This is a genomic window from Lentzea terrae (assembly GCF_003265345.1).
In the GTDB taxonomy this organism is placed as follows: Bacteria; Actinomycetota; Actinomycetes; order Mycobacteriales; family Pseudonocardiaceae; genus Lentzea; species Lentzea terrae.
On record NZ_QFWW01000003.1, the window covers coordinates 149,096 to 172,663 of the forward strand.

30 protein-coding genes are annotated in these 23,568 nt (G+C 67.4%); 5 read left to right on the forward strand and 25 right to left on the reverse strand.

The window, feature by feature from the left end:
- Nucleotides 1–867 precede the first annotated feature (867 nt).
- From rplO to rpsL, 25 genes are all read right to left on the reverse strand, one after another.
- The gene (gene rplO, locus DI276_RS06350) at nucleotides 868–1,308 is read right to left on the reverse strand and encodes a 50S ribosomal protein L15 (protein ID WP_112262342.1); all 441 of its coding nucleotides are present in this window, start codon (nucleotides 1,306–1,308) and stop codon (nucleotides 868–870) included.
- Nucleotides 1,305–1,490, reverse strand: a complete 186-nt coding sequence (rpmD, locus tag DI276_RS06355; RefSeq protein WP_112262417.1) for a 50S ribosomal protein L30 — start codon at nucleotides 1,488–1,490, stop codon at nucleotides 1,305–1,307. The genes rplO and rpmD overlap by 4 nt, the downstream gene beginning before the upstream one ends.
- On the reverse strand, nucleotides 1,490–2,098 hold the full coding sequence (gene rpsE / locus DI276_RS06360; protein WP_030473451.1) for a 30S ribosomal protein S5: 609 nt from the start codon (nucleotides 2,096–2,098) through the stop codon (nucleotides 1,490–1,492). The genes rpmD and rpsE overlap by 1 nt, the downstream gene beginning before the upstream one ends.
- 34 nt (nucleotides 2,099–2,132) lie before the next feature.
- The gene (gene rplR / locus DI276_RS06365) at nucleotides 2,133–2,534 is read right to left on the reverse strand and encodes a 50S ribosomal protein L18 (protein ID WP_030473452.1); all 402 of its coding nucleotides are present in this window, start codon (nucleotides 2,532–2,534) and stop codon (nucleotides 2,133–2,135) included.
- Nucleotide 2,535: 1 nt separating this feature from the next.
- Nucleotides 2,536–3,075 carry a 50S ribosomal protein L6 gene (gene rplF, locus DI276_RS06370; RefSeq protein WP_090094708.1) on the reverse strand — a complete coding sequence of 180 codons (540 nt, stop codon included), beginning with the start codon at nucleotides 3,073–3,075 and terminating at the stop codon, nucleotides 2,536–2,538.
- A gap of 12 nt (nucleotides 3,076–3,087) precedes the next feature.
- Nucleotides 3,088–3,486: a 30S ribosomal protein S8 gene (gene rpsH, locus DI276_RS06375; protein ID WP_030473454.1), complete on the reverse strand. Its 399-nt coding sequence runs from the start codon at nucleotides 3,484–3,486 to the stop codon at nucleotides 3,088–3,090.
- A 120-nt stretch (nucleotides 3,487–3,606) separates the two neighbouring features.
- The gene (locus tag DI276_RS06380) at nucleotides 3,607–3,792 is read right to left on the reverse strand and encodes a type Z 30S ribosomal protein S14 (protein WP_030473455.1); all 186 of its coding nucleotides are present in this window, start codon (nucleotides 3,790–3,792) and stop codon (nucleotides 3,607–3,609) included.
- A 4-nt stretch (nucleotides 3,793–3,796) separates the two neighbouring features.
- Nucleotides 3,797–4,360, reverse strand: coding sequence for a 50S ribosomal protein L5 (gene rplE / locus DI276_RS06385; RefSeq protein WP_112262343.1), 564 nt, complete (start codon nucleotides 4,358–4,360; stop codon nucleotides 3,797–3,799).
- Between the two features lie 2 nt (nucleotides 4,361–4,362).
- On the reverse strand, nucleotides 4,363–4,677 hold the full coding sequence (gene rplX, locus DI276_RS06390; protein ID WP_045309812.1) for a 50S ribosomal protein L24: 315 nt from the start codon (nucleotides 4,675–4,677) through the stop codon (nucleotides 4,363–4,365).
- 2 nt (nucleotides 4,678–4,679) lie between these two features.
- Nucleotides 4,680–5,048 carry a 50S ribosomal protein L14 gene (rplN, locus tag DI276_RS06395; protein ID WP_112262344.1) on the reverse strand — a complete coding sequence of 123 codons (369 nt, stop codon included), beginning with the start codon at nucleotides 5,046–5,048 and terminating at the stop codon, nucleotides 4,680–4,682.
- Nucleotides 5,049–5,119: 71 nt separating this feature from the next.
- On the reverse strand, nucleotides 5,120–5,401 hold the full coding sequence (rpsQ, locus tag DI276_RS06400) for a 30S ribosomal protein S17 (RefSeq protein ID WP_109628768.1): 282 nt from the start codon (nucleotides 5,399–5,401) through the stop codon (nucleotides 5,120–5,122).
- The gene (gene rpmC, locus DI276_RS06405) at nucleotides 5,398–5,640 is read right to left on the reverse strand and encodes a 50S ribosomal protein L29 (RefSeq protein ID WP_089915286.1); all 243 of its coding nucleotides are present in this window, start codon (nucleotides 5,638–5,640) and stop codon (nucleotides 5,398–5,400) included. The genes rpsQ and rpmC overlap by 4 nt, the downstream gene beginning before the upstream one ends.
- Complete coding sequence (gene rplP, locus DI276_RS06410) at nucleotides 5,640–6,059, reverse strand: 50S ribosomal protein L16 (protein WP_030473461.1); 420 nt, start codon at nucleotides 6,057–6,059, stop codon at nucleotides 5,640–5,642. The genes rpmC and rplP overlap by 1 nt, the downstream gene beginning before the upstream one ends.
- A 3-nt stretch (nucleotides 6,060–6,062) precedes the next feature.
- Nucleotides 6,063–6,899, reverse strand: a complete 837-nt coding sequence (gene rpsC, locus DI276_RS06415; RefSeq protein ID WP_112262345.1) for a 30S ribosomal protein S3 — start codon at nucleotides 6,897–6,899, stop codon at nucleotides 6,063–6,065.
- Complete coding sequence (rplV, locus tag DI276_RS06420) at nucleotides 6,899–7,297, reverse strand: 50S ribosomal protein L22 (RefSeq protein WP_112262346.1); 399 nt, start codon at nucleotides 7,295–7,297, stop codon at nucleotides 6,899–6,901. Before rplV ends, rpsC begins: the two co-directional genes overlap by 1 nt.
- Nucleotides 7,298–7,331: 34 nt before the next feature.
- On the reverse strand, nucleotides 7,332–7,613 hold the full coding sequence (rpsS, locus tag DI276_RS06425; RefSeq protein WP_015105260.1) for a 30S ribosomal protein S19: 282 nt from the start codon (nucleotides 7,611–7,613) through the stop codon (nucleotides 7,332–7,334).
- 18 nt (nucleotides 7,614–7,631) lie between these two features.
- Nucleotides 7,632–8,465 carry a 50S ribosomal protein L2 gene (rplB, locus tag DI276_RS06430; RefSeq protein WP_030473464.1) on the reverse strand — a complete coding sequence of 278 codons (834 nt, stop codon included), beginning with the start codon at nucleotides 8,463–8,465 and terminating at the stop codon, nucleotides 7,632–7,634.
- A gap of 19 nt (nucleotides 8,466–8,484) precedes the next feature.
- Entirely contained in the window at nucleotides 8,485–8,784 is a 300-nt protein-coding gene (gene rplW, locus DI276_RS06435; protein WP_030473465.1) for a 50S ribosomal protein L23, read from the reverse strand.
- Nucleotides 8,781–9,467, reverse strand: coding sequence for a 50S ribosomal protein L4 (gene rplD, locus DI276_RS06440; protein ID WP_112262347.1), 687 nt, complete (start codon nucleotides 9,465–9,467; stop codon nucleotides 8,781–8,783). Before rplD ends, rplW begins: the two co-directional genes overlap by 4 nt.
- The gene (rplC, locus tag DI276_RS06445) at nucleotides 9,467–10,117 is read right to left on the reverse strand and encodes a 50S ribosomal protein L3 (protein WP_112262348.1); all 651 of its coding nucleotides are present in this window, start codon (nucleotides 10,115–10,117) and stop codon (nucleotides 9,467–9,469) included. Before rplC ends, rplD begins: the two co-directional genes overlap by 1 nt.
- A gap of 27 nt (nucleotides 10,118–10,144) precedes the next feature.
- Entirely contained in the window at nucleotides 10,145–10,450 is a 306-nt protein-coding gene (gene rpsJ / locus DI276_RS06450; protein WP_003938093.1) for a 30S ribosomal protein S10, read from the reverse strand.
- Nucleotides 10,451–11,039: 589 nt separating this feature from the next.
- Nucleotides 11,040–12,233: an elongation factor Tu gene (gene tuf, locus DI276_RS06455; protein WP_112262349.1), complete on the reverse strand. Its 1,194-nt coding sequence runs from the start codon at nucleotides 12,231–12,233 to the stop codon at nucleotides 11,040–11,042.
- 150 nt (nucleotides 12,234–12,383) lie between these two features.
- Complete coding sequence (gene fusA, locus DI276_RS06460) at nucleotides 12,384–14,486, reverse strand: elongation factor G (RefSeq protein ID WP_112262350.1); 2,103 nt, start codon at nucleotides 14,484–14,486, stop codon at nucleotides 12,384–12,386.
- 77 nt (nucleotides 14,487–14,563) lie between these two features.
- Nucleotides 14,564–15,034, reverse strand: a complete 471-nt coding sequence (gene rpsG / locus DI276_RS06465) for a 30S ribosomal protein S7 (protein WP_065915967.1) — start codon at nucleotides 15,032–15,034, stop codon at nucleotides 14,564–14,566.
- Complete coding sequence (gene rpsL / locus DI276_RS06470; RefSeq protein WP_030473471.1) at nucleotides 15,034–15,408, reverse strand: 30S ribosomal protein S12; 375 nt, start codon at nucleotides 15,406–15,408, stop codon at nucleotides 15,034–15,036. Before rpsL ends, rpsG begins: the two co-directional genes overlap by 1 nt.
- Nucleotides 15,409–15,707: 299 nt before the next feature.
- On the opposite strand from rpsL, the gene DI276_RS06475 reads away from it, so the two are divergent.
- The 5 genes from DI276_RS06475 to DI276_RS06500 all read left to right on the forward strand — a co-directional run bounded on the left by DI276_RS06475 (nucleotide 15,708) and on the right by DI276_RS06500 (nucleotide 23,555).
- The gene (locus DI276_RS06475) at nucleotides 15,708–16,226 is read left to right on the forward strand and encodes a hypothetical protein (protein WP_112262351.1); all 519 of its coding nucleotides are present in this window, start codon (nucleotides 15,708–15,710) and stop codon (nucleotides 16,224–16,226) included.
- A gap of 111 nt (nucleotides 16,227–16,337) precedes the next feature.
- Nucleotides 16,338–16,835, forward strand: a complete 498-nt coding sequence (locus tag DI276_RS06480) for a YbaB/EbfC family nucleoid-associated protein (protein ID WP_157984549.1) — start codon at nucleotides 16,338–16,340, stop codon at nucleotides 16,833–16,835.
- Nucleotides 16,832–17,143, forward strand: a complete 312-nt coding sequence (locus tag DI276_RS06485) for a WXG100 family type VII secretion target (RefSeq protein ID WP_157984550.1) — start codon at nucleotides 16,832–16,834, stop codon at nucleotides 17,141–17,143. Before DI276_RS06480 ends, DI276_RS06485 begins: the two co-directional genes overlap by 4 nt.
- A gap of 21 nt (nucleotides 17,144–17,164) precedes the next feature.
- Nucleotides 17,165–21,607 (forward strand): WXG100-like domain-containing protein, encoded by a 4,443-nt coding sequence (locus tag DI276_RS49755; RefSeq protein ID WP_157984551.1) that lies wholly within the window; start codon nucleotides 17,165–17,167, stop codon nucleotides 21,605–21,607.
- Nucleotides 21,600–23,555 (forward strand): hypothetical protein, encoded by a 1,956-nt coding sequence (locus DI276_RS06500; protein WP_112262356.1) that lies wholly within the window; start codon nucleotides 21,600–21,602, stop codon nucleotides 23,553–23,555. Before DI276_RS49755 ends, DI276_RS06500 begins: the two co-directional genes overlap by 8 nt.
- Nucleotides 23,556–23,568 lie beyond the last annotated feature (13 nt).

The following is a 23,568-nucleotide window of genomic DNA, read 5'->3' on the forward strand; positions in this document are numbered from 1 at the left end:
CCTCCTGAGCGTTGCCGACCCCCAGGGACCGGCACATGCGGTAGTTGGCAGGCCGCAGCAGGCAGCCACGACCAAGCGACCCGGAGGACATCCGGGTTCAGCCCGCAACACTAACAGCCCCCCACGTCCACCCCGTACCCAGTGGCCAATCACAGGTTAGAACCGGTTGATCTCTGCCCGCCCCACTAGGCCATCCGGGGTACCGCAACCGCCAGATCCGTGCTACGAGCAGCGATTTCGCCCACCGCGAACGTTTGCGCCCGGCCCACAGTTCCCAGCCACAAGGCCAAAATTTCAGCCGCCGGCAGAACCCCACTTGAACGCCACCAAACACCAAGCCGGCGGTGAAAGCCGAGCCGAAGGCGAGGCCCCTCAAGCGCGATGCCGAAGGCGAGCCGACCCGATGGCGCAGCCGAGGCGCTTGAAAGCTTGAAACGCGGTGCGGGCGGGTCCCCGAACGCACCACCTGCGCAGCGCGCAGCCGCCCAAAGCAACAGGCGTGCCCATCAACCCGAGAGCGGCGTGGTACCCCCAGATCAGATTGGCGGGGGTTTGGGGGCGGCGCCTCCCAAAGGGGAAGCACGCACGGTGAACGGGAGCACGCAACAGGGGAACGCTACGAAACCGGAACCCCACGCACGCAAGGCCACCCCGCACGGACAACAAACCGACGCCCGCCGACGAAACAGGGCGACGACCTACGCAACCGGCGCGCCCCACCAACGGACCCCAACCGGCTCGCTAACGCAGGCGTCCCCCCGAACCGGGAACCCCTACATCTCAACGTACTCAGAGGGTCTGACACCCCCGGAGAAACGCCAAAGGGCCCCGAGGCAAAGCCTCAGGGCCCTTCAGACGCAATACCAACTACAGCACAGTGGAAGTCCCACCAGCAGCAGCCAGCTTGTCCACGGCGGACTTCGAGAACTTGTTGGCCACGACGTCCAGCTTGACCGAAACCTCACCGTCGCCCAGGACCTTGACCAGCTGCCCCTTGCGGACCAGTCCGGCCAGGATCAGCGCAGCAACATCGACAGACCCGCCCTCGGGGAAGGAGGCAGCGATGTCGCCGACGTTGACGACCTGGTACTCGGTGCGGAACGGGTTGCGGAAGCCCTTGAGCTTCGGCAGCCGCATGTGCAGCGGCATCTGGCCACCTTCGAAGCGCGGCGAGACGTTCTTGCGAGCGCCCGTGCCCTTCGTACCGCGGCCGGCGGTCTTGCCCTTGGAGCCTTCACCACGACCAACGCGGGTCTTGGCGGTCTTGGCGCCGGGGGCCGGACGCAGGTCGTGAATCTTGATGGTCACGACTGGACCTCCTCAACAACCACCAGGTGGCGCACGGCGTGGATCAAGCCGCGGACCTGGGGGGTGTCCTCACGCACGACCGACTGACGGATCTTGCGCAGCCCGAGGGTGCGCATCGACTCGCGGTGGTTGTGCTTCGTGCCGATGGTGCTCTTCACCTGGGTGATCTTGAGAGCCATGATCAGACCCCCTGGCCCGCGCGGGCGCGGATCATGCCGGCGGGAGCGACGTCCTCGAGGGGCAGGCCACGACGGGCCGCGACCTCTTCCGGACGCTGCAGGCCCTTGAGGGCCGCCACGGTCGCGTGCACGATGTTGATCGCGTTGTCGGAGCCGAGCGACTTCGACAGCACGTCGTGCACGCCGGCGCACTCGAGGACGGCGCGAACAGCGCCACCCGCGATGACACCGGTACCGGCCGAGGCCGGACGCAGCAGAACCACACCAGCGGCCTTCTCACCCTGCACCGGGTGGGGGATGGTGCCGGCGATGCGAGGCACGCGGAAGAAGTTCTTCTTCGCCTCCTCGACACCCTTGGCGATGGCCGCGGGAACTTCCTTGGCCTTGCCGTAGCCGACGCCGACCATGCCGTCGCCGTCACCCACCACGACGAGCGCGGTGAAGCTGAAGCGACGACCACCCTTGACCACCTTGGAGACGCGGTTGATCGCAACCACGCGCTCGAGGTGGGGGGTCTTCTCCTGGGCCGCGCCGCCGCGGCCGCCGTCACGACGGTCGCGGCGCTCTCCGCGCTCGCCCCCGCCGCCTTCGCGACGCGTACGTCCTGGCATCAGGCGTCCCTCTCAATTCCAGTGATCTTCATTGTCAGAACTCCAGCCCCGCCTCGCGAGCGGCATCCGCCAGTGCGGCGATCCGGCCGTGGTACGCGTTGCCACCGCGGTCGAACACGACCGCCGTGATGCCGGCGTCCTTGGCACGGGCCGCGGCCAGCTGACCGACCTTGGCCGCGCGGGCCTTCTTGTCGCCTTCCAGCGCACGGACGTCGGCCTCCATCGAGGAAGCGGACGCGACCGTGTGGCCCTTCAGGTCGTCGATGATCTGCACGGTGATGTGCTTCGACGACCGGTGCACGACCAGGCGCGGACGCTCGGCGGTGCCGCTGACCTTCTTGCGGAGGCGGAAGTGGCGACGGGCCTTGGCAACACGACGCCTGGTGGAGATGTCCTTGCCCACCGGCTTGCGCTTCGTAACAGTCGACTCGCTCATGTCACTTACCCGTCTTTCCGACCTTGCGACGGATCTTCTCGCCCGAGTAGCGGACGCCCTTGCCCTTGTACGGGTCGGGCTTGCGCAGCTTGCGGATGTTGGCGGCAACCTCACCGACCAGCTGCTTGTCGATACCCGAGACGGAGAAGCGGGTCGGGGTCTCCACCGCGAAGGTGATGCCCGCGGGGGCCTCGACCTTGACGGGGTGGGAGTAACCGAGCGCGAACTCGAGCTCAGAGCCCTTGAGCGCGACGCGGTAACCGACGCCGTGGATTTCCATCTTCTTTTCGTAACCCTGGGTCACACCGACAACCATGTTGTGCACGAGCGTGCGCGACAGGCCGTGGAGCGCGCGGTTGCGGCGCTCGTCGTTCGGGCGCTTGACCTCGAGAGTGCCGTCCTCAGCCTTCTCCAGGCTGATCGGCTCAGCGATCGTCAGCGTCAGGGTGCCCTTCGGGCCCTTGATGCTCACGTCCTGGCCGGCGATGTTCACGTCGACCCCGGAGGGGACAATGATCGGCTGCTTTCCGATGCGCGACATGTCTACTCCCCCTTACCAAACGTAGGCGAGGACTTCTCCGCCCACGCCTGCCTTGTTGGCCTGACGGTCGGTCATGAGACCGCCAGAGGTCGAAATGATCGCCACGCCGAGGCCGCCGAGAACTCGGGGCAGGCCGGTGGACTTCGCGTACACGCGCAGACCGGGCTTCGACACGCGGCGGAGGCCCGCGATGCTGCGCTCACGGTTCGGGCCGTACTTCAGCTCGACGACGAGGTTCTTCGCGACCTCGCCCTCCTCGTCGCGGTACGAGGCGATGTAGCCCTCGCGCTTGAGGATCTCGGCGATGTTGGCCTTCAGCTTCGAGTGCGGCATCACGACCTTGTCGTGGTAAGCCGAGTTCGCGTTCCGCAGACGAGTGAGCATGTCTGCGATGGGATCGGTCATCGTCATGGTGACCTGGTCAACCTTTCTCGCTGCGGTTCACCGCTCAGGGTCCAGACCTGCCCTCCTCCGAGGAGGAGGGACAGGACGGTCGTGTGCGGGCCTACAGCGAAGTAATGGAGCTTTGAATTACCAGCTGGACTTGCTCACGCCAGGCAGCTCACCGCGGTGAGCCATCTCGCGCAGGCAGATCCGGCAGAGGCCGAACTTGCGGAACACCGCGTGGGGGCGGCCGCAACGCTGGCACCGGGTGTAACCCCGGACCTTGAACTTCGGCTTCTTCGCGGCCTTGTTGATCAACGCCTTCTTGGCCATCGACTCAGTTCTCCTTGAACGGGAAGCCCAGGTGCTTCAGCAGCGCCCGGCCCTCCTCGTCGTTCGTGGCGGTGGTGACGACGGTGATGTCCATGCCGCGAGGCCGGTCGATAGCGTCCGGGTCGATCTCGTGGAACATCGACTGCTCGTTCAGACCGAACGTGTAGTTGCCGTTGCCGTCGAACTGCTTGCCCGAGAGGCCGCGGAAGTCGCGGATACGGGGCAGCGCGATCGTCAGCAGACGGTCGAGGAACTCCCACATGCGGTCGCCGCGCAGCGTGACGCGCGCGCCGATCGGCATGCCCTCGCGCAGCTTGAACTGCGCGATGGACTTGCGGGCCCGACGAACCTCGGGACGCTGGCCGGTGATGATCGAGAGGTCCCTGACGGCACCCTCGATCAGCTTGCCGTCACGGGCGGCGTCGCCGACACCCATGTTGACGACGACCTTCACGACGCCCGGGATCTGCATCACGTTGGCGAAGTTGAACTGCTTCTGCAGCTCGCCCTTCACCTCGTCGCGGTAGCGCGTCTTGAGCCGCGGGATGATCTTCTCTGCGGTAGTCATGATCAGATGTCCTTCCCGTTACGACGGGAAATGCGGACCCGCTTGCCCTCGTCGTTCGTCCGGTAACCAACACGGGTCGGCTTGCCGTCCGAGTCGACCACCATCACGTTGGAGACGTTGATCGGGGCTTCCTGGGTCACGATGCCACCAGACTGCGCGCCCCGCTGGGTCTGCGTGATCTTGGTGTGCTTCTTGATCCGGTTGACGCCCTCGACCAGGACCTTGCCGGTCTCCGGGTAGGCCTGGATGACCTTGCCCTTCGCGCCCTTGTCCTTGCCGGCGATTACGACGACCGTGTCGCCCTTCTTCACCTTCATGGTCAGAGCACCTCCGGAGCCAGCGAGATGATCTTCATGAACTTCTTGTCGCGCAGCTCACGGCCGACCGGGCCGAAGATGCGGGTGCCGCGCGGCTCGTTGTCGTTCTTGATGAGCACAGCGGCGTTCTCGTCGAAGCGGATGTACGAGCCATCCGCGCGACGGCGCTCCTTGACGGTGCGGACGACGACCGCCTTGACGACGTCACCCTTCTTCACGCCGGCACCGGGGATCGCGTCCTTGACGGTCGCGACGATGATGTCGCCGATGCCCGCGTAGCGGCGGCCGGAGCCACCGAGAACACGGATGCAAAGGATCTCCTTCGCACCAGTGTTGTCGGCGACACGAAGCCGCGACTCCTGCTGAATCACTTACCTGCTCCTTGACCATTCCTGGCCCGCCGGATTTCCGACCCGACGGGCTCGGTCTGTCTAGAAAGGAATTACTTGGCCTTCTCGAGGACCTCGACGAGCCGCCAGCGCTTGGTCGCCGACAGGGGCCGGGTCTCCATGAGCAGGACGCGGTCGCCGACGCCCGCGGTGTTCTCCTCGTCGTGCGCCTTCACCTTGGTGGTGGAGCGCATGACCTTGGAGTAACGCGGGTGCTTCTTGCGGTCTTCCAGCGCAACCACGATCGTCTTGTCCATCTTGTCGGACACGACGAGGCCCTCGCGGACCTTGCGGTCGTTGCGCTTCTCGGTCTGAACTTCGTTGCTTTCGGTCATGCCGCACCCTCACCAGTGGAATCCGGCGAAACGGAGAGCCCGAGCTCCCGCTCCCGCATCACGGTGTAGATCCGGGCAATGTCGTGCCGGACCGTGCGCAGCCGCCGGTTGTTGTCGAGCTGGCCCGTGGCCATCTGGAAGCGAAGGTTGAAGAGCTCTTCCTTCGACTCCTTCAGACGCAGCACGAGCTCTTCCTCGGTGAGCTCACGCAGCTCGGAAGCGGTGGTACCCGCTGCCATCAGAACTCACCACCCTCACGCGTAACGATGCGGCACTTCATCGGGAGCTTGTGGATCGCGCGGCGGAGCGCCTCGCGAGCAACCTGCTCGTTCGGGAAGGCCATCTCGAAGAGGACGCGACCCGGCTTGACGTTGGCCACCCACCACTCCGGCGAACCCTTACCGGAACCCATGCGGGTCTCGGCCGGCTTCTTCGTCAGCGGACGGTCCGGGAAGATGTTGATCCAGACCTTGCCGCCACGACGGATGTGGCGCGTGATGGCGATACGAGCGGACTCGATCTGCCTGTTGGTGACGTACGCCGGCTCCAGAGCCTGGATGCCGTACTCACCGAAGGTGACCTTCGTGCCGCCCTTGGCAGCACCCGACCGCTTGGGGTGGTGCTGCTTGCGGTGCTTGACCCTGCGCGGGATGAGCATGACTCAGCTCTCCGTCTTCTCTGCTGCGGCCGGGGCCTCAGCAGACGCAGCGTTGGCGTCAGCTGCGGCACGACCGGCCTCGGTGCTCGTCGCGGTGGTGCCACTGGCACCGGAGCGACGGGCCCGGTTCGGACGCTCGCCACGGTCGCGGCGCGGGGCGCGGTCGGCCTGCGAAGGCGCAGCCGCGTCGAGCGCGCGCTTGGCGGAGATGCCACCGACGATGTCGCCCTTGTAGATCCACACCTTCACGCCGATACGGCCGAACGTGGTGCGGGCCTCGAAGAAGCCGTAGTCGATGTTGGCGCGGAGCGTGTGCAGCGGCACGCGGCCGTCGCGGTAGTGCTCCGAGCGAGACATCTCGGCGCCGCCCAGGCGACCGCCGCACTGCACGCGGATGCCCTTGACCTGCGGCGAACGCATGGCCGACTGAATGGCCTTGCGCATCGCGCGGCGGAAGGCAACGCGGTTGGACAGCTGCTCGGCGACACCCTGTGCCACGAGCTGCGCGTCCGACTCGGGGCTCTTCACCTCGAGGATGTTCAGCTGGACCTGCTTCTTGGTGAGCTTCTCGAGCTCACCGCGGATGCGGTCCGCCTCGGCACCGCGACGGCCGATGACGATGCCCGGCCGGGCGGTGTGGATGTCGACGCGAACCCGGTCACGGGTGCGCTCGATCTCCACCTTGGAGATACCGGCACGCTCCATGCCGCGCGAGAGCAGCCGGCGGATCTTGACATCCTCGGCCACGTACTCGGCGTACTGCTTGTCGGCGTACCAGCGGGACTTCCAGTCGGTGGTGATCCCCAGCCGGAAGCCGTGCGGGTTGATCTTCTGGCCCACTACCGGGTTCCCTTCGCGCTGGTCTTCTTCGGACGCGACTCCACCTCGATGGTGATGTGCGACGTCCGCTTGCGGATCCGGTACGCGCGGCCCTGGGCACGCGGGCGGAAACGCTTGAGGGTCGGACCCTCGTCCACGTAGGCCACGGCAACCCAGAGGGTGTCGGGGTCCAGGGACAGGTTGTTCTCGGCGTTGGCCATAGCGCTGGCGAGCACCTTCGCGACCGGCTCAGAGGCGGCCTGGGGCGCGAACTGGAGCACGGCCAGGGCCTCGCTGGCGTTACGACCCTTGATGAGCTCGATGACGCGACGCACCTTCATGGGGGTGTCGCGAACGTAACGAGCCCGAGCCACGGCGCGCGGAAACTCCGGCGCCTCAGCGTCCTTACGGGCGTTCATCGCTGCTTTTCCCTTGCTCTTCTCAGTTCGACGCCTAGCGGCGACGAGACTTCCGGTCGTCCTTGATGTGGCCCTTGAAGGTGCGGGTCGGGGCGAACTCGCCCAGCTTGTGCCCGACCATGGCCTCGGTCACGAACACCGGGACGTGCTTGCGGCCGTCGTGCACCGCGATGGTGTGACCCAGCATGTCCGGGATGATCGTGGACCGACGGGACCACGTCTTGATGACGGTCTTCTTGCCCGACTCGTTGAGAACGTCCACCTTCTTGAGCAGGTGGTCGTCCACGAAGGGGCCCTTCTTAAGGCTGCGAGGCATCCTTCACTCCCTCCCTGCTCAGCGCTTCTTACCGGTGCGACGACGCCGGACGATGAGCTTGTCGCTTGGCTTGCGGCGGCGAGTACGACCCTCGGGCTTACCAGCCGGGTTGACCGGGTGGCGACCACCGGAGGTCTTGCCCTCACCACCACCGTGCGGGTGGTCAACGGGGTTCATGGCGACACCACGCACGGTGGGCTTCTTGCCCTTCCACCGCATGCGGCCGGCCTTGCCCCAGTTGATGTTCTGGTGCTCCTTGTTGCCGACCTCGCCGAGCGTGGCGCGGCAGCGCACGTCCACGTTGCGGATCTCGCCCGAAGGCATCCGCAGCTGGGCGTACGGGCCGTCCTTCGCCACGAGCTGCACCGAGGCACCGGCGGAGCGAGCGATCTTCGCGCCGCCACCGGGGCGGAGCTCGATCGCGTGGATCACCGAACCGACCGGGATGTTGCGCAGCGGCAGGTTGTTACCCGGCTTGATGTCGGCCTTGGGGCCGTTCTCAACCGTGTCACCCTGCTTGAGCTTCTCCGGGGCGATGATGTAGCGCTTCTCGCCGTCCGCGTAGTGCAGCAGCGCGATGCGCGCGGTGCGGTTGGGGTCGTACTCGATGTGAGCGACCTTGGCCGGCACGCCGTCCTTGTCGTGGCGACGGAAGTCGATCAAGCGGTAAGCCCGCTTGTGACCGCCCCCCTTGTGCCGCGTGGTGATCTTGCCCGACGCGTTGCGGCCACCCAGCTTGTGCAGCGGGCGGATCAGCGACTTCTCCGGCGTCGACCGAGTGATCTCGGCGAAGTCGGAGACGCTCGCACCGCGACGACCGGGAGTCGTCGGCTTGTACTTGCGAATGCCCATCTCTACGCAGTCCTCGTCATCAGGCGGCAGGGCCGCCGAAGATCTCGATCGGCTTGCTGTCCGAGGACAGGGTCACGATCGCGCGCTTCGTGTCCTTGCGCTTGCCGAACCCGGTGCGGGTGCGCTTGCGCTTGCCCTGCCGGTTGATGGTGTTGACGCTGACGACCTTCACGCCGAAGACCTTCTCCACGGCGATCTTGATCTGGGTCTTGTTCGAACCCGGCGCCACCAAGAAGGTGTACTTGTTCTCCTCAAGAAGCCCGTAGGACTTCTCGGAGATCACCGGCGCGAGCAAGATGTCCCTGTGGTCGGGGATCACTTGGAAGCCTCCTCGTCCACCACGACCGCCGCGCCCTCAGCCGAGCCAGAACCCTGCTGGGCCTTGCTGGCGAGGAACACGTCGAGCGAGTCCTTGGTGAACACCACGTCGTCGTTGACGAGCACGTCGTAGGTGTTGAGCTGGTCGGGCGCGATCACGTGCACGTGCGGCAGGTTGCGCACGCTGACCCACGCGACCTCGTCGGTGCGGTTCAGCACCACGAGAACGCGACGAGCCTGGGTGACCGACTCCAGGACCTTGCGCGCGGTCTTGGTCGACGGGGTGTCCCCGTCCACCAGGCCGGACACGACGTGCACCTGGTTGGCGCGGGCCCGGTCGGAGAGGGCGCCACGCAGAGCGGCGGCCTTCATCTTCTTGGGCGTCCGCTGCGAGTAGTCACGCGGCTGCGGGCCGTGGACCGTGCCACCGCCGGCGAACTGCGGCGCACGCGTCGAACCCTGGCGGGCGCGACCGGTGCCCTTCTGGCGGTACGGCTTCTTGCCACCACCGGACACCTCGCCGCGGGTCTTCGTCGAGTGCGTGCCCTGGCGCGCGGCGGCCTGCTGGGCCACGACGACCTGGTGCAGCAGCGCGACGTTCGCCTGCGCGTCGAAAACAGCCGAGGGGAGCTCGACCGTGCCGGCGGACTTGCCGTCCGGCGTACGGATCTCAACCGTCGACATCAGGCACCACCCTTCGCGGCAGTCCGGACGAACACCAGACCACCCTTGGGGCCGGGAACAGCGCCCTTGATGAGCAGCAGGCCGTTCTCGGCGTCGATCTTGTGCACCTTCAGGTTCTGGGTCGTGACGCGCACGTGGCCCATGCGGCCGGCCATGCGCAGACCCTTGAAGACGCGACCCGGGGTGGCGCAGCCACCGATGGAACCCGGCGAGCGGTGCTTGCGCTGGGTGCCGTGGCTGGAGCCGAGGCCCCGGAAGTTGTGGCGCTTCATGACACCCGCGGTGCCCTTGCCCTTGCTGGTGCCGGTGATGTCGACAACAGCGCCGGCCTCGAACACCTCTGCGGTGATCTCCTGGCCGACCGTGTACTCGCCGGCGTCCGTCGTGCGCAGCTCCACCAGGTGGCGACGGGGCGTGACCCCGGCCTTGGCGAAGTGGCCCGCGACGGGCTTGTTGACCTTGCGCGGGTCAATCGCGCCGGCCGCCAGCTGGACGGCCGTGTAGCCGTCCTTCTCCTGGGTGCGAACCTGGGTGACGACATTGGGCTCAGCCTTGACGACGGTCACCGGGACAACCCGGTTGTTCTCGTCGAAGACCTGAGTCATGCCGAGCTTGGTGCCCAGGATGCCCTTCATCTGCCTGTCAGACATTGGTCCGTTACTCTCCGCGCCCAACGCTTACTGGATGTTGACGTCGACGCTGGCCGGCAGGTCGATGCGCATGAGCGCGTCCACCGTCTTCGGCGTCGGGTCGAGGATGTCGATCAGTCGCTTGTGCGTGCGCATCTCGAAGTGCTCGCGCGAGTCCTTGTACTTGTGCGGCGAGCGGATGACGCAGTACACGTTCTTCTCGGTGGGCAGCGGCACCGGCCCGACGACCCGAGCGCCGGTGCGCGTCACGGTCTCCACGATCTTGCGCGCTGACGCGTCGATCGCTTCGTGGTCGTAGGCCTTGAGCCGGATGCGGATCTTTTGTCCCGCCATGATGGCTTGCCGTTCCTCTGCTTCTCGTACCGCTGCGGTGCGGTGCCTCGGATGAGGCCTGTTACAGCCTCTTGGCGCGCTCCGCCCCTGTTGAAGTGTCATGGTGCCCGGTCCACGCGGTCGGGCGTGTCGCGCCCGGTGCGCATACCGGTCCCACTCAAGGTCTCCCCGGTGGGATTGGGCCTACCACAGCCCATGCACCCTGATGCCCATCTCCGCAAGGAGGCGTTCACTAACAGGGCGCGGACGCTCGGTCGAAGGGCTCAGGCACGCACGGATGCGACCCGGCCTTCGTCGAGCAACCCGTAAAGGATGCCACACGGTCGTGAGGCACTCCAAATCGGGGTGGGTGAGTTGGAGGCAGATCACGTGCGGATCTTGGCCGATGAACCGCCCTGTCCGTCGCGTGTGGAGCGACGGTCGCAGCGGTTCCTTTGTCCGGCAACGGAATCTCCGCGACGGATCTGCCGCGCTCACCCTGCGCGGTTTTGACGTGAGCTGACGCACACATCGGGGTCCTGCAATGACGAAGGCCGGGCCAACAGACTCGTTGGCCCGGCCTTGCGACGTACTGCTGGCTACAGCTGGGTCACTTGACGATCTTGGTGACCGAGCCGGCGCCGACGGTGCGGCCACCCTCGCGGATCGCGAAGCGGAGGCCCTCGTCCATGGCGATCGGCTGGATCAGCTTGACCGACATGAAGGTGTTGTCACCCGGCATGACCATCTCGGTGCCCTCGGGCAGCGTCACAACGCCGGTCACGTCCGTCGTCCGGAAGTAGAACTGCGGACGGTAGTTGTTGAAGAACGGCGTGTGGCGGCCACCCTCGTCCTTCGACAGGATGTAGACCTGAGCCTCGAACTCGGTGTGCGGGGTCGTGGTGCCCGGCTTGACGATGACCATGCCGCGCTCCACCTCCTCGCGCTTGATGCCGCGGAGCAGCAGCGCGGCGTTGTCACCGGCGCGACCCTCGTCGAGGAACTTCTTGAACATCTCGATCGAGGTGACCGTCGTCTTCTTCGACGTCTCCTTGATACCGACGATCTCGATCTCGGAGTTCACGTTGATGATGCCGCGCTCGATGCGACCGGTCACCACGGTGCCGCGACCGGTGATCGTGAAGACGTCCTCGACGGGCATGAGGAACGGCTTGTCGACCTCGCGCTCCGGCTCCGGGATCGCCGAGTCAACGGCGGCCATGAGCTCGAGAACGGACTTGCCCCACTGCTCGTCGCCCTCGAGCGCCTTCAGCGCCGAGACGCGCACGACCGGCAGGTCGTCGCCCGGGAACTCGTACTCGGAGAGCAGCTCGCGGACCTCGAGCTCGACGAGCTCCAGGATCTCCTCGTCGTCGACCATGTCGGCCTTGTTGAGCGCGACGACGATGTAGGGGACGCCGACCTGGCGGGCCAGGAGGACGTGCTCCTTCGTCTGCGGCATCGGGCCGTCGGTCGCCGCGACCACCAGGATGGCGCCGTCCATCTGCGCCGCACCGGTGATCATGTTCTTGATGTAGTCGGCGTGACCGGGGCAGTCAACGTGCGCGTAGTGACGGTTCTCGGTCTGGTACTCGATGTGAGCGATCGAGATCGTGATACCGCGCTGCTTCTCTTCCGGCGCCTTGTCGATCTGGTCGAACGCGAACGAAGCGTTCACATCGGGGTACGCGTCGTGCAGAACCTTGGAGATCGCCGCGGTCAGCGTGGTCTTGCCATGGTCGATGTGACCGATGGTGCCGATGTTGACGTGCGGCTTCGTCCGCTCGAACTTCGCCTTCGCCACTGGATTGTCCTCCTGGACTTCTTCTTTGCTGGTCCGGCGGGCAATGTATGTGGCAGCCCGCCGGACTTACACGTCAGGGTCGGATAGTGCGGACCCCAGGGACTTAACCCCGGAGAGCCCGCGGTGGAACTGCGGTGCTCCGGTGCGGGGTTATTCCCCAGTCGCCTTCGCGATGATCTCCTTCGAGACGTTCGCGGGAACCTCTGCGTAGGAGTCGAACACCATCGAGTAGTTGGCACGACCCTGGGTCTTGGACCGCAGGTCACCCACGTACCCGAACATTTCCGACAGCGGGACCAGCGCCTTGACGACACGGGTACCACTGCGCTCCTCCATGGCCTGGATCTGGCCACGGCGGGAGTTCAGGTCGCCGATCACTTCACCCATGTAGTCCTCGGGCGTCGTGACCTCGACGGCCATGATCGGTTCGAGGATCGCGGGAGACGCCTGACGGGCGGCTTCCTTGAGGGCCATCGAACCAGCGATCTTGAACGCCATTTCCGAGGAGTCGACCTCGTGGTAGGCGCCGTCGAGCAGCGTCACCTTCACGCCGACCAGCGGGTAGCCCGCCAGCACGCCGTACTGCATCGCGTCCTGTGCACCCGCGTCGACCGACGGGATGTACTCACGCGGGATGCGACCACCGGTGACCGCGTTGACGAACTCGTAGAGAGCGCCGTCCTCGGTCTTCGGCAGCGGCTCGACGGTGACGAGCACCTTCGCGAACTGGCCGGAACCACCGGTCTGCTTCTTGTGGGTGTAGGAGTACTTCTCCACCGCCTTGCGGATGGTCTCCCGGTACGCCACCTGAGGCTTGCCGATGTTGGCCTCGACCTTGAACTCGCGGCGCATGCGGTCCACCAGGATGTCCAGGTGGAGCTCGCCCATGCCGGCGATGATCGTCTGGCCGGTCTCCTCGTCCAGGTTGACCCGGAAGGTCGGGTCCTCCTCGGCGAGCTTCTGGATCGCGGTGCCCAGCTTCTCCTGGTCGGCCTTCGTCTTGGGCTCGATGGCGACCTGGATGACCGGCTCCGGGAACGTCATCGACTCGAGGACGATGGGGTTCTGCGGGTCGGCCAGAGTCTCACCGGTCGTCGTGTCCTTCAGACCGATCACGGCGTAGATGTGACCGGCGATGGCCTCGGTGACCGGGTTCTCCTTGTTGGCGTGCATCTGGAAGATCTTCCCGATGCGCTCCTTGCGGTCCTTGGTCGCGTTGATGACCTGGGTGCCCGCAGCGACCTTGCCCGAGTAGACCCGGATGTAGGTCAGCTTGCCGAAGAACGGGTGCACGGCGATCTTGAAGGCGAGCGCGGAGAACGGCTCGTCGCTGGCGGCCTTGCGGAACGCCGGCGTCTCACCGTCCTGCAGCGTGCCCTCGACCGGCGGGAGGTCCAGCGGCGACGGCAGCAGGTCGATCACCGCGTCGAGCATGGGCTGAACGCCCTTGTTCTTGAACGCGGAACCGCACAGCACCGGGTAGGCCGTGCCCTCGGCGACGATCTTGCGGAGACCCGCCTTGATCTCGGCGACGGTGAGGTCGCCTTCCTCGAGGAACTTCTCCATCAGGGTGTCGTCGGTCTCCGCGACGGCCTCCAGCAGTCCCTCGCGGAACTCCTGGGCCTTCTCGACGAGATCCGCGGGGATCTCCTCGATCGCGTAGTCCTCACCCTTCTGGACCTCGCCACGCCACGTCAGAGCGCGCATCTCGACCAGGTCGACGACGCCGATGAAGTCGCTCTCGGCACCGATCGGGATCTGGATCGGCAGCGGCTTCGCGCCGAGACGCTCGGAGATCGTGCGGATGGTGAAGTAGAAGTCCGCGCCGAGCTTGTCCATCTTGTTGACGAAGCAGATGCGCGGGACGTCGTACTTGGTCGCCTGCCGCCAGACCTGCTCGGACTGCGGCTCGACGCCCTCCTTGCCGTCGAAGACGGCAACGGCGCCGTCGAGGACGCGCAGGTTGCGCTCGACCTCGACGGTGAAGTCGACGTGGCCAGGCGTGTCGATCAGGTTGATCTGGTGGTCTTTCCAGAAGCAGGTCGTCGCGGCCGACGTGATCGTGATGCCGCGCTCCTGCTCCTGCTCCATCCAGTCCATCACGGCAGCGCCGTCGTGCACCTCGCCGATCTTGTAGCTGATCCCCGTGTAGAAGAGGATCCGCTCAGTCGTCGTGGTCTTGCCCGCGTCGATGTGGGCCATGATCCCGATGTTGCGGACCTTGGCAAGATCAGTGAGCACGTCCTGTGCCACGGGTCTTTCCCCTGTCTTGAGCTTGTCAGCTCACTAGGGCTGGGAGAGCCCGGCTCCTCGCGGAGCCGGGCGTCACATCACCAGCGGTAGTGGGCGAAGGCCTTGTTGGACTCGGCCATCTTGTGCGTGTCCTCACGGCGCTTGACGCTCGCACCGAGACCGTTGCTCGCATCGAGCAGCTCGTTCATCAGACGCTCGACCATGGTCTTCTCACGGCGCTGCCGCGAGAAGGTGATCAGCCAACGCAGCGCCAGCGTGGTGGAGCGGCCGGGCTTGACCTCGACCGGGACCTGGTAGGTCGCGCCACCGACGCGGCGGCTCTTGACCTCGAGAGCCGGCTTCACGTTGTCGAGCGCGCGCTTCAGCGTGACGACCGGGTCGGTGCCGGTCTTCTCGCGAGCGCCTTCGAGCGCTTCGTAGACGATCTTCTCGGCCACGGAACGCTTGCCGTCGACCAGCACCTTGTTGATGAGCTGGGTCACGAGCGGCGAGCTGTAGACCGGGTCGGAGATCAGCGGCCGCTTGGGGGCCGGTCCCTTGCGGGGCATCAGCTCTTCTCCTTCTTCGCGCCGTAGCGGCTGCGAGCCTGCTTGCGGTTCTTCACACCCTGGGTGTCGAGAGAGCCACGGATGATCTTGTAACGAACACCCGGCAGGTCCTTCACACGACCGCCACGCACGAGCACCATCGAGTGCTCCTGGAGGTTGTGGCCCTCACCGGGGATGTACGCCGTGACCTCGATACCGCTGGTCAGCTTCACGCGAGCGACCTTGCGCAGTGCGGAGTTCGGCTTCTTGGGGGTGGTGGTGTAAACGCGGGTGCACACACCGCGCCGCTGCGGCGAGCCCTTGAGGGCCGCCGTCTTCTGCTTCGCCACCTTGTCCTGGCGGCCCTTGCGGACCAGCTGCTGGATCGTTGGCATTCGCCGGCTGCTTCTTCCGTCTTGGCGGGTTCCCCTTGCGGTTCACCCTCGTGTTTCTTGATCCCTCTCTGCACCCGAGGTCGGGCGTGTCGCCCGCTCCCAAGGTCCGCAAGCAACAGTTCAACTGCCACTGCGAGTGGAGGACACCGCTGCCTCACGGGCACGCGGAGCGGCCCGACATGGGTCGGGCACGAGTAGCAAAGATACCCGCCCACGTCTACCTGGGTCAAAACGGGGGTGCTGCACGCGCACGTGCAGTAGACATATCGCGCCTGTTCAAGATTACCTGGGGGGACGAGTTGTCGCAGAAGCGCAACTTCGAGAAGCGGTATTACATCGTCATCGCTGCCGTTTTCGGCCTCGTGCTCGCCGTACCGATCGCCTACTTCGGCTATCGCGGGCTCGCGCCGAACCCTCAGGTCGGTGAGTGCGTGAAGCAGGTGAACCACAGCGCGGCCGACCTGACGTTCGAGGAGGTCAGCTGCTCCAGCGCAGGGCGGAGCTCGCGGTCGACGGGCAGGGAGTTCGAGGTCGGGGCGATCGCGTCGACCTGCCCGCCCGGTGACTACACCGCGGTGCCGAGGGGCGACGAGAAGACCTGTTACCTGCCGAGCTTGAACGTCGGGCCGTGCTTCGTGGCCAAGCAGTTCAAGAACACCGGCCAACCGGTGTTCGTCCGCGGCGACTGCAAGGAACCGGGCGCGCGGAAGGTCGAGAGCAACATCAAGGACGTGTCCGACACGTCGAAGTGCAAGAACCCGGAGATCTCGCTCACGTTCTCCGAGCCCGCCAGGACCGTCTGCATGGTGAAGCCTTGATCGACCGTTCCACCAACAGGCCCTGTGCGGATTCGGTAGGTTGCCGTAGTGCTCGATGACGATCAGCTAGCCGCCCGTAACGCAGAGTTGCGCGGCACTCTCGACAACCTGATGCGTGAACTCAAGCAACGCACGGACGGGTTGCGGGACGCACAGGCAGCGATCGCGGCGATGTCCGGCGTGGCGTCCTCACCGGACGGCAACGTCGTGGTGACCGTGGACTCGACCGGCGTGCTGGACAAACTGGAGCTGGGTCCGCGGGCGTTCGAACGGGTGACACCCGAACAGCTGGCGCAGACGATCACTCAGGTGGCCCGCAAGGCCGCGCTGAACGTGCGCGAACAGGTCAACGCGCAGATGGCCCCGCTCACGTCGGAAGAGGGCATGGTCGACCTGTCGGACATCGTCCCCGGAGCGCCGTCGTTGAAGGACATCTTCAAGGTCGAGCAGCGCGACGAGCCCGCGCCACCGCCGCCACCGTCCGATGAGGACTTCGGTTCCTCGGTGCTGCGCAAGGAAGCCCGGCCCGTTCAGCGTGCCGCTTCGGCAGCGCACGATGACGACGACTTCGGCGGCGACTCCATCATGGGGCGGGGCAACAAGTGGTGAGCGGTGGCCACACCTGGATGGACGCGGCCGGCGTGCGCTCGGCGGCGGCCAAGATGGTCAGCACCGGTGAGGACATGGCCGGCGGCGCTTCGGCTCTGGCACGTGGCCTGGACGCGGAAGGCCAGTGCTGGGGCAACGACGAGGCGGGCCAGAAGTTCGGCACCGACTACGTACCCGCGGCCGACGGCGTCCGCAAGGTGATGGCCGAGGTCGCGAAGACGTTGCAGGACATCGGCAAGAACCTGGAAGAGTCCGCGAACCTGATGGAGCAGCAGGACGCTTTCAACGCACGCGGCATCAGCGGCTAGCAGTCTGGGGGGATTGCTGCGATGGGCATCGAGATGCCCGCCGAGGTCAAGTGGCTCATCCCGATCGTGGTGGGTGACAGCTGGCCGGAAGGCGACGAAACGGCGCTGCAACGACTCGGCGAGGTCTGGCAACAGGCCGCGACCGACGTCGACGAGGCCATGCGCCAGGCAGAGGACGCGGTCAAGCAGGCAACGTCCCACATGGACGGTGAGGCCGCGGAGGCCTTCAAGAAGTACTGGGAGAAGTTCGTCAAGGGCGAGGAAGCCACCCTCCCCAAGATGAAGGACGTCTCCGAGAAGCTCGCGACGGCCTGCCGCAACTGCGCGATGCAGATCGAGTACGCCAAGCTCTCGATCATCATCGCCCTGGTGATCCTGGCCATCCAGATCGCCGTGATGATCGCTTCGGCGGTGGCGTCCTTCGGCGCCTCGACCGCGGGCATCGTCCCGGCCCAGCTGGCCACACGCGCCGGCGTCCAGATCGTCTTCCGCCAACTCGTCCAGCAGCTGATGCAGCAGGTCGGCCGCAACCTCATCGGCAAGCTGGCCATGCAGGTCGGCATCGAGGTCGCCACCTCGGTGGCCACCGACCTGGCCGTCCAGGGCATCCAGCTGGCCAAGGGCACCCGCGACTCCCTCGACACGTCGCTGACCCTGGACGCCGCCAAGTCGGGCCTCATCTCCGGCATCGTCGGCGCCGGCGTCGGCGCCGGCATGGGCAAAGCTTTCGGCGACGGCCTGGGCGACTCGCTCGGCAAGTCCATCGGCCGCAACGCCGCCGAGGAAGCGATCACCGGCGCCGGCACGGCCTTGGCCGAAGGTGCCCTGAGCGAGGAGGGCATCCAGGCCGAGGACGTGTTGTTCGGCGCCACCTCGGGTGCCGTGAGCGGCACGGTCTCGGGTGCGAAGTCAGGCATCGAGGGCCTCAACGCCGACATCGACGTCCCCACCGCAGGCGACATGCCCACGTCCCGCCCAGACGCCCCACCCCGCATGGACGCGCCTCCGGCTCCCACGTCGGCGCCTTCGACACCTTCGCCGTCTTCGTCCACTTCGGACGCCCCACCACCGCCCCGCGCCGCCGACGCGATGAACATGTCGTTCGCGGCTCCTCCCGTCGAACAACCGGCGCACCGGCCGGCCGCACCCGACACCGCACCTGCCTCCTCCGCTCCGCCACCCCCGCAGGGCTTCCAGCAGGGACCCGCTCAGTCCGCCCCGGCAGCGGCACCGCAAAGCGCACCGGCCGCACCACGCTCGATGCCCGCGGCTCCGATGAGCGCGCCGTCGAGCGGCTTCTCCCCGAGCAACAGCCCCACTCCGGTGGGCAGCGCGACAGCAGGCCCGGCGCCTTCCGGTGGTTCTCACTCGCCCAGCGCAGGCGGTCCGCCACCGAGCGGCTCATCGCCCGCCGGTAGCAGCCACTCATCAGCCGCGAGCGCCCCGGCGCCGAGCAGCGCGGGCCCTGCCCACAGCGGTCCTGCGCCGGCCAGTACGCCCGTTCACGGTGGTCAGACACCCTTCGGCACGGCTTCCGGCGCCGCGCCGACTTCTTCCGCGCCCGGTGGCCACACCCCAGCGGGACCAACTCCCGGAGGCTCGCCTGCGGGAGGTCCGGCTCCTGGCAACCACGCACCCGGCGGCCTCGCCCACAGCACTCCATCGTCAGCGGGCCCGACTCCAGGCGGCCCGACCCCAGGCGGCCCGGTGACCGGCAGCCCGACCCCAGGCGGCCCGACGCCCGCCGGCCTACCCCACGGCGGCCCGACCCCAGGCGGCCCGGTGGCCGGCAGCCCGGTGCCCGGCGGTCCGACTCCTGGCGGCCCGATGCCTGGCGGCCCGACTCCAGGCAGCCCGATGCCCGCCGGCCTACCCCACGGCGGCCCGACTCCAGGCAGCCCGACCCCAGGCGGCCTACCCCACGGCGGCCCGATCCAAGGCAGTCCTACGTCCACGGGTCCCGGCCACACGCCGGCCGGCCCCCTCGCCAGCGGACCCGCTCCGCTGCACTCGTCGCCGACGACCGGAAGCCCGAGTCCCGCGAACAACGGCTCCGGCCTCCCCGGACCACTGAGCCAGAACCAGGCACCGGCGAACACCCCGCAGCGGCCCACGTCCCCGGACGGCGTCCATCAGGCGGCGGTCGGTACGCCGCTCGCGCCGCCACCGAACCGCACGCCCGCTGACACCCCGCCACCCCAGCAACAGCCACCGGCACATGTGCCGCCGCAACAAGGCAACGCGCCCGCTCCACAACACCAGGCGTCACCCCCTCGGCACCAAGCACCGCCGCAGGGTCCTCAGGCGCACCAACCTCCTCGCCACCATCAGGGTCCGTTCCCGCAGCGGTCGCCACAGCATCAGTCGCTCGCCGGTCCGCCGCCTCAGCGCGCACCGCACCCGGCAGGCCCGCCCTCGCATGCCGCGCCACCGCACCCGGCAACACCACATCTGGCAACACCACATCTGGCAACACCGCACCACGCAGGGCCACCACACCCTGCCAACGGACCACACACACCGGCCGCCAACGCGCCACGTCCGCCCGCCGACGCCGCCACACCGCACGAGCGGCCCACGCGCACGCCGTGGGAGGAGAGCAAGCGCCTCAGGGCCCCGGTGCCGCTGCCCGACAACCTCAGGCATCTGCAGAACGACGTCAAGCACACCCCGGCCGGCTTGTCGTTGCACGACAACAACTTCAAGGCCTACCCGCACTCCGCGGCCGCGGTTGCCCCCGACCCCCACCGCTACACCGTCGACCTGCACGGCTCTACCGACAACGTCCGCGTCGGCAACACGAACCTGTCCCCCAAGGACCTCGCCGACATCATCCGCGGCAGCGGCGACTGGGACGGCAAGCAGCCCATCCGCCTGATCTCCTGCCAGACCGGCACGAAGTCCGACGGTTTCGCCGCCCAGCTGAGCCAGGAGCTCGGCGTCGACGTCGTCTCACCCACCAAGGACGCGTGGGTCGACGACATGGGCAACGTCTTCGCGAGCTCGTCCCACTTCGACACCCAGCGCGGCGACTTCTCCCCCGGCTGGCCCCCGAACGGCGACTGGGTCACCTTCAAGCCCGACGGCACCAGCACCAAACACGACAGGGCCACCCCGCCCGGCACCACCCCGACCTGGGGCGACAACACCCCCGAGAACCGCCCTCGCGCGTGGCGGCGCGGCGAGCCGCTGAGCCAGTTCGTCCGGGACAGCTTCGGCAACTGGCACGAGGTTGCTCCCCCGCGCAACCCCCGTCCTCCGCATCCGTTGCCCCCACCGCCCGGTTGGGCAGGACAACGCCCTCCCATGCCGCCGCCTCAGCGGCCGACGCACGCTCCACAACCCCGGCGGCAGTGGGGCAATCCACCGCAGCGTCCGCCGATGCCTCCTCCTGCACCTCCTCAAGGGCCTCGGGGCAACGCACCGTTGCCTCCCCGGCCGGCACCGTGGCAGCCGCCGCTGGGCCGGCAACAGCCACCGATGCCGATGCGGCACGAGCCCGCGCAGGCTCCCGAACGCAGGTGGGAGCAATCAGCCGCGCCCGTGCACCCCGCGCCGGTCCGTGCCGAGCTGCGGACGGACGTGCAGTGGTTCCGAAGCGACGGCGTCGAGGTCACGCCGCACCGGGAACCCGCGCCGCAGGACTCCGATCCGATCCGCGACACCTCACTCGACAGCACCCACGAGACAGTTCCTGACGATCACACCGCAGCCGACACCGGTCATCCTGTCGGTGGCGAGCCGGAAGCAGTCGCGGAACCGGAGCTGCCGGCGCGGAAGGCCGAGCCGGATTTCGGTGACCTCGCCGGCCTGAAGCAGAAGTTCCAGCAGGACCAGAGCAAGTGGGCCAACCACGGCGCCGAGCTGCGTGCGGGGGCGATCGCCGAGGGCGCGACCGACCACCGCGGCATCGACGACCCGGCCGCACGCGCGTTCGGCACGCAGGCCGCCATGCCCGGTGCTGAGCTGCACTTCGAGGACGTCAGCTCCAACGCGGTCTGGCGGGTCGACGGGGAGCCGCTCCACCGGATGGACCGCAGGCACCCCTCGGAGATCGACGAGGCAGGTGGCTTCGACGTGCGTCCGGACAAGCAGGGCGGCGACACTCACGACCAGATCGCGAACAACCAGGGACGCGTGGTGTCCGCGACGCGCGACGAGTTCTACTACGAGGCAGTGCAGTACGGCGACGACCCGCCACAGCACGGCGAATCCCGGTGGAACTACAAGATCGACGCGCCCGGCGGGCTCGACCTGCTCGCCACGCTGCGAGAGGACGGCAACCACGCCCTGGCCCTGCAGGCCGACTGGGAAGCCGAGATCGGGTTCCTCGGTGGCATCGACAAGAAGCACATCCCGCACGCCAAAGAGGTGAAGTGGGATGCCGGTGCGCAGAAGTGGATCCCCACCGGGGAGATCTACTACTTCGGCACCAAGGATGGGGAGAAGGGCTCCGATGTCTGAACGCCAGCCCAAGGCCGTCGAGGTCGTCGCGTTCCGCGGCGGTGACGAGGTCGCGGTGACGCTGACCTACACCGCGAACCCCGAAGGCGCTTCCCGAGTGGCCGTCGCCGGGCCGTGGGGAGAAACCGAGGCCTCCGCAGGCGACCTGTTCGCCTCACTGCGAGCGGTGCGGGCCGAGCTCGAACGCTCCGGCTGGTTCCTCGCGGTGAACGGCGCGCGGCGGGACGTCGTGTGCTTCGGTGCCACCAGGGACATGAACCTCGGTGGAACCGTGCGCCGAATCGACGGAGCCGGCCAGCAGCAGTACGCGACCTTCGGCGCCGCGCCGCGGCCGTCGATCGGCACGGTGGCCGAGCAGGACCTGGCCGCGGCGGTGTTCTTCGACAGCGAGCCGCACGCCGCGGGAATCGACGCCGTGCTGCCCGCGGAGATCACCGAGCAGGACACGGTCTTCTGGAACGACCAGGAGTTCGCCGCCGAACCGACCCGCGTCGCTCACCGGCAGGCGGACCACGTGCGGTTCGGCGACCACGAAGCGATGTTGTCGTCGCTCGTCGAGTCGTGGTTCACCCAGACGCCGGTGGCCCGCGCGGGCCACCGCGCCTACCAGGTGCACGGGTCGAACGGCCAGAACCTGACCGTGTCCCGTTGGCGCAAGGAACGCAGCTGGCACAACCACGAGCGACGCCTCTCCCAGGCGCCCGCCGCTCAGGAAACCAAGCCGCTCACGTACTTCGACCGGCTCAGCCAGGTCAGGATCGACCACCTGCCCTGCCCGGACACGCTGCTCGCTCCGCCGGGCTACCCCATGTTCGGATCCGGCCGCGCGCGTGGGTCCGGCACCTCCGCGCTGCTGAAGCAGATCGAGGAGAGCCTGACCGAGCACGCGCCGGCGCAGTGGCGTTCGATCACCGTGACGTGCCAGGCCACGGCGAACTGGCAGGAACTCACGACGTCGCTCACCGCGGAAAGCGGCGCCGAACTCCACTGGCTGCCGCCCGCCGAGGTCGGTCAGCTGTTCCGCAGGCTGCGGGCGCAGTGCTACGAGTACCCGTTCGGGACGTGGTTCACCGCAGAGCTGACGCTCGAGGCAGGCGAGGCTCCCCGGTTCAGCTTCGACACGCTGGCCGAGCCCGCTTGGCGACCGTACTTCGAGGACTGGCTGTTCGCAGGCGCCTACTGCGTGCGGCACGAGCTCCTGCACTTCCCCCGCACCCCGGACCACACGCCGGACTGGCTCGCCGCCATCGCCGCCCGCATCGCCGTCTTCGACCCGAGCGGCACACCGTTTCCCCAGGGCAACACCGGAACGCTGCTCGTGCGGATGTTCGACGGCATGGACGACGACGGCAATCCGAAGCTGTTCCGCACACCCGTCAGCCCCGGCGAGAAGGACGCGCTCCTGAGCTACCTGAAGTCCGCCCCAGCGGTGCTGTCCTCCCGCGGGACCGCACCGGACCTCCTCGACCCGGAACGCCCGTCCAAGGTGCCGATGGCCTACCACACCGACGGTCGGTGGGTCTGGTCCAGTTCGGTCGCCTACTACCTCGAACACCACGACGTGTCGCCGGACCAGACGTTCCTGGGACACATCAGGGACCGCGGTCATCGGCTGCCGGACAGCCTCCCCAACCCCGTGCGGGCCCGTGCTCTGGCGGTGGCGACGGACGCGCCGGAACTGGAACCCGGCATCGAGGCCGAGCTGGAGCACGCCACCAACGCGATCCGCGAGATCGCCGCGCACCTCGGTGTCGACGCCAGGTTCTGGTCCGTGGGCAGCGTCGCGGCAGACGGCCTCACACTGCAGCGCACCGGCGACCGGTACGAAGTCTTCTGGTCGGCGGACGGGGAGAAGCGGTTCCGAGCGGAGTTCGACAGCGCGGGAGACGCCGCGACCTACCTGATCGGCTTCTTCTACAGCTACGCAGGTTCACTGCGGCCCGCCTGATCGCTGCTGGTTG

Excerpts from the sequence above, each read along its gene's own strand:
- rplF (WP_090094708.1), bottom strand. The coding sequence starts at position 3,075 with ATGTCGCGCATCGGAAAGCAGCCGATCATTGTCCCCTCCGGGGTCGAC.
- rplB (WP_030473464.1), bottom strand. The coding sequence starts at position 8,465 with ATGGGCATTCGCAAGTACAAGCCGACGACTCCCGGTCGTCGCGGTGCG.
- rpsH (WP_030473454.1), bottom strand. The coding sequence starts at position 3,486 with ATGACGATGACCGATCCCATCGCAGACATGCTCACTCGTCTGCGGAAC.
- rplD (WP_112262347.1), bottom strand. The coding sequence starts at position 9,467 with ATGTCGACGGTTGAGATCCGTACGCCGGACGGCAAGTCCGCCGGCACG.
- rpsE (WP_030473451.1), bottom strand. The coding sequence starts at position 2,098 with ATGCCAGGACGTACGCGTCGCGAAGGCGGCGGGGGCGAGCGCGGAGAG.
- DI276_RS06380 (WP_030473455.1), bottom strand. The coding sequence starts at position 3,792 with ATGGCCAAGAAGGCGTTGATCAACAAGGCCGCGAAGAAGCCGAAGTTC.
- rplE (WP_112262343.1), bottom strand. The coding sequence starts at position 4,360 with ATGACTACCGCAGAGAAGATCATCCCGCGGCTCAAGACGCGCTACCGC.
- rpsQ (WP_109628768.1), bottom strand. The coding sequence starts at position 5,401 with ATGACCGAAAGCAACGAAGTTCAGACCGAGAAGCGCAACGACCGCAAG.
- rplP (WP_030473461.1), bottom strand. The coding sequence starts at position 6,059 with ATGCTCATCCCGCGCAGGGTCAAGCACCGCAAGCAGCACCACCCCAAG.
- DI276_RS06500 (WP_112262356.1), top strand. The coding sequence starts at position 21,600 with ATGTCTGAACGCCAGCCCAAGGCCGTCGAGGTCGTCGCGTTCCGCGGC.
- rpsJ (WP_003938093.1), bottom strand. The coding sequence starts at position 10,450 with ATGGCGGGACAAAAGATCCGCATCCGGCTCAAGGCCTACGACCACGAA.
- rplR (WP_030473452.1), bottom strand. The coding sequence starts at position 2,534 with ATGAGCGAGTCGACTGTTACGAAGCGCAAGCCGGTGGGCAAGGACATC.
- rplV (WP_112262346.1), bottom strand. The coding sequence starts at position 7,297 with ATGAACGCCCGTAAGGACGCTGAGGCGCCGGAGTTTCCGCGCGCCGTG.
- rplX (WP_045309812.1), bottom strand. The coding sequence starts at position 4,677 with ATGAAGGTGAAGAAGGGCGACACGGTCGTCGTAATCGCCGGCAAGGAC.
- rpsS (WP_015105260.1), bottom strand. The coding sequence starts at position 7,613 with ATGCCTCGCAGCCTTAAGAAGGGCCCCTTCGTGGACGACCACCTGCTC.
- rplC (WP_112262348.1), bottom strand. The coding sequence starts at position 10,117 with ATGTCTGACAGGCAGATGAAGGGCATCCTGGGCACCAAGCTCGGCATG.
- DI276_RS49755 (WP_157984551.1), top strand. The coding sequence starts at position 17,165 with ATGGGCATCGAGATGCCCGCCGAGGTCAAGTGGCTCATCCCGATCGTG.
- rpsG (WP_065915967.1), bottom strand. The coding sequence starts at position 15,034 with ATGCCCCGCAAGGGACCGGCCCCCAAGCGGCCGCTGATCTCCGACCCG.
- rpsL (WP_030473471.1), bottom strand. The coding sequence starts at position 15,408 with ATGCCAACGATCCAGCAGCTGGTCCGCAAGGGCCGCCAGGACAAGGTG.
- rpmC (WP_089915286.1), bottom strand. The coding sequence starts at position 5,640 with ATGGCAGCGGGTACCACCGCTTCCGAGCTGCGTGAGCTCACCGAGGAA.
- DI276_RS06480 (WP_157984549.1), top strand. The coding sequence starts at position 16,338 with ATGCGTGAACTCAAGCAACGCACGGACGGGTTGCGGGACGCACAGGCA.